The sequence below is a fragment of the Chryseobacterium sp. FG46 genome, assembly GCF_057809135.1.
Genome location: NZ_JBMDJJ010000028.1, coordinates 1 through 12790, shown reverse-complemented (window position 1 = coordinate 12790; position 12790 = coordinate 1). Strand labels below are relative to the sequence as shown.

The 12790-nt window shown below is 35.6% G+C and carries 15 protein-coding genes; 10 read left to right on the top strand and 5 right to left on the bottom strand.

The window, feature by feature from the left end; genetic code table 11:
* Positions 1-29: 29 nt before the first annotated feature.
* Complete coding sequence (locus ACODR7_RS17665) at positions 30-404, bottom strand: helix-turn-helix domain-containing protein (RefSeq protein WP_228407962.1); 375 nt, start codon at positions 402-404, stop codon at positions 30-32.
* 346 nt (positions 405-750) lie between these two features.
* On the opposite strand from ACODR7_RS17665, the gene ACODR7_RS17660 reads away from it, so the two are divergent.
* The 7 genes from ACODR7_RS17660 to ACODR7_RS17630 all read left to right on the top strand — a co-directional run bounded on the left by ACODR7_RS17660 (position 751) and on the right by ACODR7_RS17630 (position 6115).
* Positions 751-1083 carry a single-stranded DNA-binding protein gene (locus ACODR7_RS17660; RefSeq protein WP_076597771.1) on the top strand — a complete coding sequence of 111 codons (333 nt, stop codon included), beginning with the start codon at positions 751-753 and terminating at the stop codon, positions 1081-1083.
* Between the two features lie 14 nt (positions 1084-1097).
* Positions 1098-1553, top strand: coding sequence for an HRDC domain-containing protein (locus ACODR7_RS17655; RefSeq protein WP_488841079.1), 456 nt, complete (start codon positions 1098-1100; stop codon positions 1551-1553).
* A gap of 123 nt (positions 1554-1676) precedes the next feature.
* Positions 1677-3047, top strand: a complete 1371-nt coding sequence (hisS, locus tag ACODR7_RS17650) for a histidine--tRNA ligase (protein ID WP_136521031.1) — start codon at positions 1677-1679, stop codon at positions 3045-3047.
* Between the two features lie 102 nt (positions 3048-3149).
* Entirely contained in the window at positions 3150-3995 is an 846-nt protein-coding gene (locus tag ACODR7_RS17645; RefSeq protein ID WP_488841076.1) for a PH domain-containing protein, read from the top strand.
* Between the two features lie 17 nt (positions 3996-4012).
* Positions 4013-4660, top strand: coding sequence for a GNAT family N-acetyltransferase (locus ACODR7_RS17640; protein ID WP_488841074.1), 648 nt, complete (start codon positions 4013-4015; stop codon positions 4658-4660).
* A gap of 63 nt (positions 4661-4723) precedes the next feature.
* Positions 4724-5260, top strand: a complete 537-nt coding sequence (locus ACODR7_RS17635; protein ID WP_488841072.1) for a PH domain-containing protein — start codon at positions 4724-4726, stop codon at positions 5258-5260.
* 63 nt (positions 5261-5323) lie between these two features.
* Positions 5324-6115 (top strand): class I SAM-dependent methyltransferase, encoded by a 792-nt coding sequence (locus tag ACODR7_RS17630; RefSeq protein WP_488841070.1) that lies wholly within the window; start codon positions 5324-5326, stop codon positions 6113-6115.
* A 95-nt stretch (positions 6116-6210) separates the two neighbouring features.
* Here ACODR7_RS17630 and ACODR7_RS17625 read toward each other — a convergent pair whose 3' ends face one another.
* The 3 genes from ACODR7_RS17625 to ACODR7_RS17615 all read right to left on the bottom strand — a co-directional run bounded on the left by ACODR7_RS17625 (position 6211) and on the right by ACODR7_RS17615 (position 8544).
* Complete coding sequence (locus ACODR7_RS17625; RefSeq protein ID WP_123871504.1) at positions 6211-6447, bottom strand: YtxH domain-containing protein; 237 nt, start codon at positions 6445-6447, stop codon at positions 6211-6213.
* A 97-nt stretch (positions 6448-6544) separates the two neighbouring features.
* Positions 6545-7387, bottom strand: a complete 843-nt coding sequence (locus tag ACODR7_RS17620) for an isoaspartyl peptidase/L-asparaginase (RefSeq protein WP_488841068.1) — start codon at positions 7385-7387, stop codon at positions 6545-6547.
* 269 nt (positions 7388-7656) lie between these two features.
* Positions 7657-8544: a cyanophycinase gene (locus ACODR7_RS17615; RefSeq protein ID WP_488841130.1), complete on the bottom strand. Its 888-nt coding sequence runs from the start codon at positions 8542-8544 to the stop codon at positions 7657-7659.
* Between the two features lie 201 nt (positions 8545-8745).
* Between ACODR7_RS17615 and cphA the strand changes: the two genes are divergently transcribed.
* Positions 8746-11376: a cyanophycin synthetase gene (gene cphA, locus ACODR7_RS17610; RefSeq protein WP_488841066.1), complete on the top strand. Its 2631-nt coding sequence runs from the start codon at positions 8746-8748 to the stop codon at positions 11374-11376.
* A 286-nt stretch (positions 11377-11662) separates the two neighbouring features.
* Here cphA and ACODR7_RS17605 read toward each other — a convergent pair whose 3' ends face one another.
* A complete protein-coding gene (locus ACODR7_RS17605) occupies positions 11663-11872 on the bottom strand; it encodes a hypothetical protein (protein WP_488841064.1) in 210 nt (69 codons plus the stop codon).
* Between the two features lie 272 nt (positions 11873-12144).
* On the opposite strand from ACODR7_RS17605, the gene ACODR7_RS17600 reads away from it, so the two are divergent.
* Positions 12145-12297, top strand: coding sequence for a bacteriocin-like protein (locus ACODR7_RS17600; RefSeq protein ID WP_488841062.1), 153 nt, complete (start codon positions 12145-12147; stop codon positions 12295-12297).
* 134 nt (positions 12298-12431) lie between these two features.
* Positions 12432-12790, top strand: a 359-nt coding sequence (locus ACODR7_RS17595; protein ID WP_488841060.1) for an N-acetylmuramoyl-L-alanine amidase, incomplete at its 3' end; no start/stop codon positions are given.

The window sequence follows — 12790 nt, the reverse complement described above, 5'->3', positions numbered from 1 at the left end:
TTAGTATATTTTTTTGTAAAAGATGTTTGCTATTTTTTAAGTCTTTCGATCTCTTCTTTCAGCAGACCAATATATTCCTGCATGGTTTTTATGATTTCTATGCTTAATTCATTGCTGATATGCCCCATATTGTTGGCGGAGAAACCACTGTTACCAACGTTTGCTCCAGGGCTGTCATTAAAAACAGGATTTTCAATAATAATGGTAGCTTCCTCTTCTTCATAAATTTCGTCTACCGGAACATCTAAAAACTTAGCCAGCTTTTGCCATTCAGTCTGTGTTATAGATACACCACCGCTTTCTTTTCTGCTATAATTGGAGACGTCAGTGGGGATCACTTCAGCCATTTGCTGCTGAGTAAATCCTTTCATCTTTCTTACTGTACGTAGTTTTTCTTTTTGCATATCAGACGTTTTTACAAATTTGCAAAAAAAAAATCAAATTAAAGAGAAAAAATCCCTTGTCATAGATCTGTTTTTCCATGTTTTTTTAAAAAGAAAAATATTTTAGGAAGTGTTTTCATTTTATTAAATTTTTAATTAATCGGAAGTATTAATGCTTTTTAATTCTGATAAATTCTGTATAAAAAAGATTCTTTTTATTTTATTATCCGTTTTCAAACGGTTACAAACGAATTTAAATAGTTTATAACCGACTGAGAATGGGAAGCATCGCAATCTTTGCAACAGAGATTTGAGAAAGCAGTGAACGTCTCTTATCTGAATTATTAATCTTTAAAATATAAAAGTTATGTCACTAAGAAACAAAGTAACATTAATTGGTTACACAGGTAAAGAAGTTGAAATGGTAAATTTCGACAATGGAAACGTAAAAGCAAGTGTATCCTTAGCTACCAGTGATCATTACACCAATGCTAAAGGAGAAAAAGTAGAAGAAACGCAATGGCACAATTTGATTGCATTTGGGAAAACAGCGGAAATCTTTGAAAAGTATGTTCCTAAAGGAAAAGAAATAGCCATTGAAGGAAAGCTTACCTACAGATCATATGATGATAAAGATGGGATAAAGCGGTATATCACGGAAATTCGTGTAGATGAAATCCTACTGTTAGGAGGAAAATAACTTTAAAAACACCTATGATGAGAGTGAAAATTTTTAAAATCAGGCTGCCTGAAGAATTTCTCTACAAAGATCAGAAAATGCTGGATGATTTTCTGGAAGGTAATGAAATTATGAAAGTAGAAACAGCTTTTGTGAGTGAAGAAAAGTATTGGTCTGTCATATTGTATTTTGAAGACTTAAAGCTTGCAAAAAGTACAGTAAAAGAATCCAAGGCAGTAAAATATTCTGCAGAAAATGATCTTTTGAATACAGATGAAGAAAAGATACTGGATGCTCTGAAGCTTTGGAGGTCAGAAAAAGCACGGGAACATAATCTTCCTACTTATTTCATCGCAAGTAACAAAGAACTGATATCTGTTGCTAAGTATAAACCTGCTAAGAAAGAAGAATTGCTGGAGATCAAGGGGTTCGGGAAGCATAAGATTGAAAATTATGGTGAAGAAATTCTTGAAATCCTTGAAAGCTTATGATTTTTTTTGAATAATTGATAGCATCACAAGAAAAGCTGAGGGAAGACTTTCTTCAGCTTTTTATACTATGTAAAATTCCTTTCAATTCCGTACTTTTGCATTTATCAAAATGACATACAACAAATGAAGCCAAGTTTAGCAAAAGGGACGAGAGATTTTACGGCACAGGAAGTTTCCAGAAGAAAATATATCATCAATATTTTACAGAATAATTTTGAATTATTCGGTTTTCAACCATTGGAAACCCCAAGCTTTGAAAATCTTTCTACGTTAACAGGAAAATACGGAGAAGAAGGTGACCGCTTAATTTTTAAAATTTTAAATTCAAGTATCAATGAAGCAAAAGAAGAGAAAAAAACTCAGATGCTTCATGACTTTCAAAAAGCATTGGAAAAGCCATTCAGTGCAGAGAGCCTTACAGATAAAGCTCTTCGTTATGACCTTACCGTACCTTTTGCAAGATTTGTAGCGATGAATCATGGTAAACTCACGTTTCCATTCAAACGTTCTCAGATCCAGCCGGTGTGGAGAGCAGACAGGCCTCAGAAAGGAAGATTCAGAGAATTTTATCAGTGCGATGCCGACGTTGTAGGAAGCGAGAGTTTACTACAGGAAGTAGAGCTGGTTCAGTTGTATCTGAAATCTTTTGCAGATCTGAAAGTTCCTGTAACCATTCATATGAACAACAGAAAGATTCTATCCGGATTGGCAGAATATGCAGGAATCACAGATAAATTGATAGATTTCACTGTAGCATTAGATAAGCTGGATAAAATAGGTAAAGACGGAGTTGTAAAAGAATTACTGGAAAGAGAAATTTCTCAGGAATCTATTGATAAGCTGGATTTCTTGTTCAGCCAGTCGGATGATGCGCTGGAAAATCTTCTTCAGCTGAAAGAAAAATTTGCAGGAAATGAAATCGGTCTGAAAGGAGTGGAAGAACTGGAATTTGTTCTTACACAATCGCTGAACCTGGGTGTGGATATTCAAAATCTGGTATTCAATATTACACTGGCGAGAGGTTTAGACTATTATACAGGAGCTATCTTTGAAGTGAAAGCAGATGAAGTTGCCATGGGATCTATCGGAGGTGGCGGTAGATATGATAACCTTACCGAAGTGTTTGGCGTTAAAAATATTCCTGGAATAGGAATTTCATTCGGATTAGACAGAATTTATCTTGTGATGGAAGAACTCAATCTATTCCCAGAAGAAGCATCAGCCAAAATAGAATATCTGTTTGCTAACTTTGGAGGAGAAGGAATTACAGATGCATTGAAGCTGATCATGCAGCTAAGAGCCAAAGGAATTTCAGCAGAGTTATATCCTGAAAATGCAAAGATCAACAAACAGTTTACCTATGCTGAAAAGAAAGGCATAAAGAATCTTGTTTTCCTGGGTGAAGAAGAAATTAAAAATAATACGGTTACTTTTAAAGATCTTGAAGCAGGAGAGCAGAAAACGGTTTCCTTAGAAGAGTTTTTAGGAGAATAATAGGATAGATACATAAAAAAAAACAAATCAACCACAAAAGTAATTTTGTGGTTGATTTGTTTGATGGATGCTAAGATTTAAATACTTTTGAGTAAAAAAGGAATGACTAATAATTGTGCATTGTGTATTACAGAATTAACATCCATGGATACCCTTTTGGGAGCAAATACGCTTTCAGACGGTAATGTCTTATGCAATAAATGTTTAAATAAAGTAACTGATATCAATGAAGAGTTGCTTTATAACCTTAATAAATTCAGCATTCATGATATCAGTAAAATGCTGAGCAAAGAGAAAACTGAAGAAGTTCAGGCAGTAATGACTGCAGACCAGAACCTTCCTGCAATGGCAGATTATGACTCTCATCAAATCCCAAAAGAAGTTTATAAACGAAGACACCAGAAAATAAAGAAGGAACTGGAAATGCTTCATTCTAATCTGTCCGTCTTTACCAAAGGAGAAATCAAAGAACTTCCGTATTTGATTTCAGAAGATGAGCAGATTATCGCTATTACAGATGCTCAGTTTGTGAATACTTTGGCAGCAGGAATATTGGTGGCAACACCGTTGAGGCTGATTTCAGTATCAAAAGCAATGTTTGGCGATGCAAAAATCAATAATTATCCAAACGAAACCATTAAGGCTGTAAGTTTTGTAACAGATCCGAGATCACCAATTATTAAATTACATCTTGACGAAAGAGTGGTAGCGTTTGAATGCTTTATGGATAAAGATGATGCAGAAAATTTCTATGACAAGATAAAAGGTATTTATAATCATCCTAAAGAACAATCTCCAAAACAAATTGATAATGTGGTAAACAAAGGAATTTCATCAGAAGAAATTCTAAATCAGCTTGAGAAATTAGGAAAATTGAGAGAGAACGGAATTTTAACCGATATGGAATTTGCAGAGCAAAAAAAGAAACTGCTGGAGCAATTAAAATAAAATTTGTAAACCGAATTATGAAGGATAAAGTATCTTCAAAAATAGTAGAGAGCTGGCTTAAAGGATGGTGCCTGTCAAGAGATGTCTCTTTTCCTCTTCCCTATAAATCCGGGTTTTATGTAAATGTAGGAGATGAAAAGCAAAAAGAACGTTTTGTGTTTCCTGAGCTTAATGATGATTTTTTCCAGCATGCCCATTCAATTGATGATCCGTGGATTTATCTGAAAGTATCTGCTTCTCCTGATGAATTTATACATAGAATTCCCGAAAGGTGGAAACTGCAGCCACAGGGATATATGATGACCTGTTTTCATCCTATGAATTTTCCGGAAATGAATCTTGCAGAAGGATATCATTTAGAATTTTCTGAGTATAATACAACCTTTGTTGTCAGGATTGTAGCGGAAAATGGTGAACAGGCTTCTATTGGTCGTGTTTCTCTTATTGATGATGTTGCAGTGTATGACAGGATTATTACCGAAACAAATCATCAAAGGAAAGGGCTCGCCCGTTTTCTATTGAAAGAATTGGAGAAGATCGCTTTATCCAAAGGTTTTTACAAGAATATTTTGGTGGCAACGGAAGAAGGAAAGCTGTTGTATGAAACATTGGGCTGGAAGCTATACTGTTTGCATACTTCTATTGTGATACCATCAGAAGACTAATATTTTTATTGAATTAAATTTTTATTACTTATAAAGAGTAATTTAGACCCAAAAACTAACGCTATGAGTGAAAAATCAAGACTAGACGAAATAAGAGAAGAACTTAAAAAGCTGGATATCAGCCCTACCATATTTGCCCGGAAAGAAATTCATGAACTACCGGATATCCTTTCACCGGAAGAAAGAATTGTATATCTGGTAGAAGGCAGAAATAAACTGAACAATCATCATATCATCTTAGTTGCCACTGACAGAAGACTGATTTTTGTGGATAAGGAATTCATGTACGGATTGAAAGTGGAAGACTTTTCTTACAGTAAGATAAGCTCCATACAATATGAAACAGAATTTTTACTGGCTTCCATAGATATTCAGGTTACAGATGATATTGTAGAGATTGATGGAGTAGGAAAGTATCATGCTGAACTGTTCTGCGAAAAGGTAAGAGAATTCATGTCCCGTCCGGAAACACATTTTCAGAATACATCTGAACCTAGTGTTTTAGATCAGTTGGAACAATTGGGAAGATTAAAAGAAACGGGAGTTCTAAGTGAAGACGAATTTCTTGAGCAGAAGAAGAAATTAATGGATAAATTATGATTGTCGTATGCTGATAACGAAAATTACTTTATAGGAAAACTCACACTTTTTTAAACTTAAACCATGGAAAATTACTTAGAAATTAATAAAAAATCATGGAATGCCAAAGTAGAACCTCATCTGAAATCGGATTTCTACTTTGTAGATGAATTTTTAAAAGGGAGAACATCCCTGAACTCAATAGAATTAGATCTTCTTGGAGATATAAAAGGAAAAACTATTCTGCATTTGCAGTGCCATTTTGGGCAGGATTCTATTTCCTTGTCAAGAATGGGAGCAAAAGTGACAGGAATTGATCTTTCTGATAAAGCTATTGATACCGCCGGATATCTTGCACAAAAATGCGCTACCGATACAGAATTTATCTGTTCAGATGTGTATAATTTGCCAAATGTTCTGGATCAGAAATTTGATATCGTTTATACAAGCTATGGTACAATAGGATGGCTTCCCGATCTTGAAAAATGGGCAGGTGTTATCAATCATTTTTTGAATCCGGGAGGAAAATTCATTATGGCAGAATTTCACCCTGCCGTCTGGATGTTTGATGATGATTTTACAAAAGTAGCTTATAGCTATTTCAATGAAAAACCGATTGTAGAAACGTATGAAGGAACATATGCGGATCAGTCTGCATCCATCGTGCAGGAATATGTTATGTGGAATCATTCTTTGGCAGAAGTCCTTGATAATTTGATTAAAAAAGATTTACAACTGAATACTTTCCGGGAGTTTGACTGGTCACCTTATCCTTGCTTCAGGCACGTAGAAGAATTTGAAAAAGGGAAATGGAGAATTCCACAGTTCGGCAATAAAATACCTCTTGTGTATGCGCTGGCAGCACAGAAAAAATAAAACCACAATAGTTAACAAAAATAAAAAGTCATCGTAAGTACTATTACGATGACTTTTTCCTATATATGAATGTTAAAAAAACTGCTCTGTGTTGGTTAGTTTAGAGAATCCTCAGCTTTTGTTTTTACTTCGTCCACTTTATTCTGAACCTGGGAAGCAACATCATTGGCTTTGCTCTTAAGGTCATTTCCCCATTTATTAAGATTGTCTTTTGCAGTATTGATTTTATCCTTTACAGCTTGTTGATCTTCAGGACTCGAATTCTTATATTTCCAATAAGCTAATGCACCTAGTCCTAGTAAAGCTAATAATCCTTTTGTCTTGTTTCCCATGATTTCTATTTTTTTATGTTATTATTACAATTTGTTGTTATGAATAATGTAAAATACGTGCCAAAAAAATAAATGGACTTATAAAAAAATGTTAAATTTAAGAGAAGACTTCAAGTTTTTCGCCATCAAAACTGGCGAAAACCATAGTAGGATACGAATCCCTATGATAGATATTTCCATCTTTATCAATAGCGATAGCACCTGCGAATCCATCAATAGTTTTAAGTTCATCAAATGTCTTGCTGAAAGCCTGTTCAAGGCTCATACCATCCGTAACTCTGGTTACAATTTTGGCAGCAGTAGCATTGCTGACAATATCTTCACCTACACCAGTACAACTTACCGCACAGAAAGCATTGGCATAATTTCCGGCCACAGTGGCAGAATCTGAAATTCTTCCGGGAATTTCAAACCCTTTTCCTCCGGTAGACGTGGCAACAGCCAGTTTTCCTTCATGGTCAATGGCTACACAGCCTACAGTTCCTTTACCTCCATTGGAAAGTTTGGCCTCATACTCTTTTCTTCTCTGGGGAATTTCCGTAGAAAAATTTTCAAAACCATTTTCTGTAGCATATATTTTGGCACCATTTCCTCCTAAAACTCTGTCATCCTCACCGATAAGATCTTTAGCCACAAAAATAGGATTTTGTACATTCTGAATATTAATGACGCCGCTTAGTTTCTGAGTGTTCCCGTTCATGATGGCAGCACTCATACGGATCACACCATCACTCTGGATTTGAGAACCTATTCCTGCATTATATAAAGGATCGTCTTCCAGTAAGGAAACAGCATAGGCAACGGTATCAAAAGCCGAATGTGTTGTAAGATAGTCGAATGCCTTTTGAGCAATTTCTTTTAATGAATCCTGTTTTGCTGTTTTTACTTCTTGGCTTTGGTCGCTTTCAGAGAAAAAACCGCCGTGGATAATTACTTTCATAAAATTATAGATGATGATTGATAAATGATATTCTTTTACGAAGTTAATTAATAAAAGATAAAAGATAAAAGATAAAAGATAAAAGATAAAAGATAAAAGATAAAAGATATTGTTGTTAAACAACTATAATGCATCTGGATATCAACATCAATCGAGGTGGGCTTTAGCCCGCCTTACAATAAACATTTTAAATCCATTTTAGCCCAAAAATATAAATTTTAAATAAAAAACGGAACCTCGGTTCCGTTTGTATAGCTGTATTTATTGTTCTACTTATCCTGTGGAATAGGATTAAACTGAGAATTCTCAATCGTCAGCGTTTTTGTCGTCAGATCATAATGATCATTCATAGACATAACATGTACTGTTAAATTATCAATAGAAATCGGTTCTCCAAGATTGATATTAGTAAGGTTGGTATCTTTGATAAACCTTCCGTCTACCAGAATAACAAGACCTGAACCTACGGCAGTCATTACGTCATTATGAATGAAAAGTCCTGTATCTTCACCTAATCCGATTCCCAGTGTTCTTGGATTGTTGACTACTGCCTGGAAAAGCCGTCCGATTCTTCCTCGTTGTACAAAATGGGTGTCAATAATAACATTATCGATTAACCCCAATCCCTGAGTGGTTTTGATTTCTCCTTTCAATAAGGCTTCAGAACTGCTTCCCTGGTAGATCATATTTTCAGAAGCTGCGGCAGCACCTGCAGAAGTTCCGGAATAAATAAAATCCTGTTCCTGGTATTTTAATAAAATCGTATCATGAAATCTTGTTCCTCCAAGAATAGAAGTAAGTCTCAGCTGATCTCCTCCGGTGAACATCATCACATCGGCAGCGTTGGCTCTTGCCACCATTGCATCAGAATTGGCTTCTTCACGGTTGTGGATGTCAAGAACATTTACATTTTTAGCTCCAAGAAATTCAAATGCTTTTTTATATTCAGAACCTACGATCTGAGGAATTTGGGAAGCGGTTGTGACGATTTCAATCACAGAATTCTCTTTAAGTTTTGATTCGTTGATGATCTTTCGCAAGATCCCACGTTCAAAAAAATTAAGATTCTTTTCTATATTCTGATCGTAGTCGGTTTCAGCAAAACTTCCTTTGTTTACCGCTCCTCCAATAACTATTAATTTTCCAACGGGTTTCATCATAGTGCAAAATTAAAAAATAATTAACATTCTTTCGCTAATTTCATGCCATCTTTAGTTGATTTTTAAGGTTTTAAGAATGTTAATTAAAATTATTTTTTTTTTAACGAATCTTTAAATGTGGTATAGTTTCGTTTAGGGTTTTACATTATCTTTGGTTTTGAAAGGAGTTATTGTTAACTGTTAAAATGCCAATAGACTATGAAAATCGAAAAGATTCAGGCACTAAGAGGTCCTAACATCTGGAGCATCAGAAGAAAGAAGCTGATACAGATGAGGTTGGACTTAGAAGAAATGGAGAATTATCCTACCAATAAAATCGAAGGATTTCGGGAAAGGATTGAAAAATTAATCCCATCATTAATTACGCACCGATGCTCGGAAGGAGTAGAAGGAGGCTTTTTCCATAGAGTGGAAACGGGAACCTGGATGGGACACGTCATTGAGCATATTGCTTTGGAAATACAGACCCTGGCAGGAATGGATGTAGGGTTTGGAAGAACCCGTGAAACAAAAACTCCGGGAGTATATAATGTAGTATTTAATTATATCGAAGAAAATGCAGGGATCTTTGCTGCAGAAGAATCTGTAAAGATTGCAGAAGCGCTGATTGAAAACAAAGATTATGATTTGAATGCATGTATTCATAGATTAAAAGAAATCAGGGAGCGTGTTCGTCTCGGGCCTTCCACTGGAAGTATTGTGGAAGAAGCTGCATCCAGAAGAATTCCATGGATAAGACTGGGAACAAACTCTCTGGTACAGCTTGGCTATGGAGTGAATCAGCAAAGATTTCAGGCTACGATTACCGGAAACACAAGTTCTATTGCTGTAGATATTGCCTGTAATAAAGAATTAACCAAGAGAATGCTTCACGATGCAGCTATTCCGGTACCCATTGGAGAGCTGGTAGTTGATGAAGAAGGATTAAATGCTGTGATCAGAAAAATCGGGTATCCTATTGTTATCAAGCCTTTGGATGGAAATCATGGAAAAGGATCTTCCATTAATGTCAACGATTGGGATGCTGCCAAGATAGGTCTTGAGCACGCTCAGAAATATTCAAGAAAAGTAATTGTTGAAAAATACATTACGGGATATGATTTCCGTATACTGGTGATCAATAATAAAATGGTGGCTGCTGCCAGAAGAGTTCCTGCCCATGTTGTAGGAGATGGAGAACTGAACCTTCAGCAGCTTATTGAAAAAGAAAACAAAGATCCAAGGAGAGGCTATGGTCATGAAAATGTCCTTACCGAAATTGAAGTGGACAAAGACACTTTAGAATTACTTGATAAGCTTCAGTACACGCTGGAAACCATTCCTCAAAGAGGAGAAGTGGTGTATCTGAAATCAACGGCCAATCTTTCAACGGGAGGAACATCCATTGATGTAACAGATATGGTGCATCCGGAAAATATTACGATGGCTGAAAGAATTTCTAAAATTATAGGCTTGGATGTCTGTGGTATTGATGTGATGGCAGAGAATCTTACCCAGCCTTTAAAAGAAAGTGGCGGAGCTATTATTGAAGTGAATGCAGCGCCGGGATTCAGAATGCATCTTGCTCCAAGTGAAGGGCTGCCAAGAAACGTAGCTGCTCCGGTGGTTGATATGCTGTATCCACAGGGAAAACCCTTTACCATTCCAATCATTGCGGTAACGGGAACCAATGGAAAAACAACAACTACGAGACTTATTTCCCATATTGTAAAAAGTAATGGTTACAGAGTAGGATTTACCACTTCGGATGGAATTTATATTCAGAATACCATGCTGTCAAAAGGAGATACTACCGGACCGCTTTCTGCAGAATTTATCTTAAAAGACCCTACCGTAGAATTTGCCGTGCTGGAAACAGCAAGAGGCGGTATCTTACGTTCAGGACTTGGCTTTTCACAATGTGATATCGGTGTTTTGACCAATATTGAGGAGGACCATTTGGGAATGAATGATATTCACAGTCTGAAGGATCTTACCAAAGTAAAGCGTGTTGTGCTGGATAGCGTGAAAAAAAGCGGCTGGAGTGTTTTAAATGCCGACAATGAATATTCCATGAAGATTGTGAGTGATCTCGATTCCAATGTGGCTATTTTCAGTATGGATGAAAATAATCCTCATATTGTAAAATTTGCCAAAGAAGGAAAGATCACCTGTATTTATGAAGAAGGTTTTGTAACCATCAAAAAAGGAGACTGGAAAATCAGAATAGGTAAAGCCAAAGACTTCCCGATTACGATGGAAGGAAAGGCCAGATTTATGATCGAAAATGTATTGGCAGCCAGTTTGGCAAGTTATCTATACGGATTCGGAATTGAAGATATTTCTAATTCTTTGAGAACCTTTATTCCAAGTGCTCAGCTCACACCGGGAAGGCTGAATATTTTTAAATTTAAAAACTTTAAGGTGCTGATTGACTTTGCTCATAATCCTTCAGGATACGAAGCTATTGAAGATTATCTGAAAAATGTAGAATCCACCAAGAAAATAGGTATTATTTCCGGTGTCGGAGACCGAAGAGATAACGATATCAGAGAATGTGGGAAGATTGCAGGACGAATGTTTGATTATATTATCATCCGGAATGAAAAGCATCTTCGTGGAAGAACGGAAGACGAAATTAACGGATTGATTATTGATGGGATTAATTCTGCAGGCAGGGATGTGAGTTACGAGATTATTCCCAAAGAGATTGAAGCATTAAAACACGCCATGGGAATGGCTGAAGAAGGAACATTTATTACTGCTTTAAGTGATGTTATTTCCAATGCCATTGATCTGGTTCAGGAATATCAGGCCAAGGAATTACTGGAAGACGATAAAAACCTCTAAATACATCTTTACAGAACTTATTAAAATTGCAATACGGAATGAAAAAACGTATTGCAATTTTTGTATCTATTGGTTTGTGACTGTTTATTTCACAGTATACAAACAATTTAAATTGAATCATTACGGTTTCCCGTATGGTTACCATTGCATTCTCTACTTATATTTACGGAGTTTGTATAAACTAAAAGTACAAGTCAAGTTTTTTAATACCTTTCCATATGGGAAGGTTTTTGCTTTTTATTATTGGCAGACAAAGTGCAAAATATCCATGTTGACTGCACCGGCTTTATTTTGGCAGCGTAATTCGGGTAGTGTTGAGAGGTTTAAGATACGCGATCTTTTTCTCCGCTACCATTTTTTCAAATAGCTTGTTTCTTTCATGAATGGGCAAATTAATGATTTGATCCAGTTCATTGATATCTGAACCGTTCCAGCCTCCATTTTTCTTATGGTCTTCCCTTATTTTCTCTATTATTTTAGCTTCTAGTTCTTCCATGTTTTCCATGGTTCAAATATACTACTTAATAAACATTTGATAAACTAAAACAATCCATCCGATTCCACATGTCCACGTAATAAACCCAATAAGCTTCACTTGCCAGTCCGGGCTTTGAAATAACAAACAATCTTTAATAAATTCTTTCATCTTTCTAAGATACTTTTATTGAATGTTTTTTGTTTACGGAAATCCGTAAAGAATATTTTTTTATGTTAAATCTTCATTTGTAGAATAATTTTTATATTTGATTCAGAACTAAAATCAAAACCATGAAAAATTTAAAGAAAATCTCTAAGGAGAAATTAAGAAGTATTACTGGAAAAAGAGGATGTCCTCCAGGCTGGTATGACTGCCCTATGCCATGGGGCGATGATAAAGTATGTATTCCACATGACAACCAAATGGCATGTCCGGATTTATAAAAATCAATCCCTCGCTGAGAGGGATTTTTTGTTACTGTATTTCAAGTTTTTGGTTATTAAAATAGGGTGTTTTTCCCTCATTATTTTGGGCGTTACAGATTTAATTTTGCTCAACAATAAATAAAACGAAATCCATGAGAACAATCAATTACATAGTTATACATTGTACAGCAACACAGCCAGATGTTAAAATAGAGAGCATTAAAAGGTACTGGAAGGAAAACCTGAAATGGAAAAATCCAGGGTATCACTATATGATAAAAGCAGATGGAGAAATAGTAAAGACTTTGCCTATCGATCAGATATCCAATGGAGTTGCAGGGTGGAATTCTCAAATTATCAATATATCATACATTGGAGGCATTGATAAAAGCGGTAATCCAAAAGATACAAGAACGGAAGAACAAAAAAAATCTATTGCCAGGCTGTTAAGAGAACTAAAATCAAAATTTCCTAAAGCTAAAATTCAAGGACATAGGGATTTTCCCAATGT

Excerpts from the sequence above, each read along its gene's own strand:
- ACODR7_RS17665 (WP_228407962.1), bottom strand. The coding sequence starts at position 404 with ATGCAAAAAGAAAAACTACGTACAGTAAGAAAGATGAAAGGATTTACT.
- ACODR7_RS17660 (WP_076597771.1), top strand. The coding sequence starts at position 751 with ATGTCACTAAGAAACAAAGTAACATTAATTGGTTACACAGGTAAAGAA.
- ACODR7_RS17655 (WP_488841079.1), top strand. The coding sequence starts at position 1,098 with ATGATGAGAGTGAAAATTTTTAAAATCAGGCTGCCTGAAGAATTTCTC.
- hisS (WP_136521031.1), top strand. The coding sequence starts at position 1,677 with ATGAAGCCAAGTTTAGCAAAAGGGACGAGAGATTTTACGGCACAGGAA.
- ACODR7_RS17645 (WP_488841076.1), top strand. The coding sequence starts at position 3,150 with ATGACTAATAATTGTGCATTGTGTATTACAGAATTAACATCCATGGAT.
- ACODR7_RS17640 (WP_488841074.1), top strand. The coding sequence starts at position 4,013 with ATGAAGGATAAAGTATCTTCAAAAATAGTAGAGAGCTGGCTTAAAGGA.
- ACODR7_RS17635 (WP_488841072.1), top strand. The coding sequence starts at position 4,724 with ATGAGTGAAAAATCAAGACTAGACGAAATAAGAGAAGAACTTAAAAAG.
- ACODR7_RS17630 (WP_488841070.1), top strand. The coding sequence starts at position 5,324 with ATGGAAAATTACTTAGAAATTAATAAAAAATCATGGAATGCCAAAGTA.
- ACODR7_RS17625 (WP_123871504.1), bottom strand. The coding sequence starts at position 6,447 with ATGGGAAACAAGACAAAAGGATTATTAGCTTTACTAGGACTAGGTGCA.
- ACODR7_RS17620 (WP_488841068.1), bottom strand. The coding sequence starts at position 7,387 with ATGAAAGTAATTATCCACGGCGGTTTTTTCTCTGAAAGCGACCAAAGC.
- ACODR7_RS17615 (WP_488841130.1), bottom strand. The coding sequence starts at position 8,544 with ATGAAACCCGTTGGAAAATTAATAGTTATTGGAGGAGCGGTAAACAAA.
- cphA (WP_488841066.1), top strand. The coding sequence starts at position 8,746 with ATGAAAATCGAAAAGATTCAGGCACTAAGAGGTCCTAACATCTGGAGC.
- ACODR7_RS17605 (WP_488841064.1), bottom strand. The coding sequence starts at position 11,872 with ATGGAAGAACTAGAAGCTAAAATAATAGAGAAAATAAGGGAAGACCAT.
- ACODR7_RS17600 (WP_488841062.1), top strand. The coding sequence starts at position 12,145 with ATGAAAAATTTAAAGAAAATCTCTAAGGAGAAATTAAGAAGTATTACT.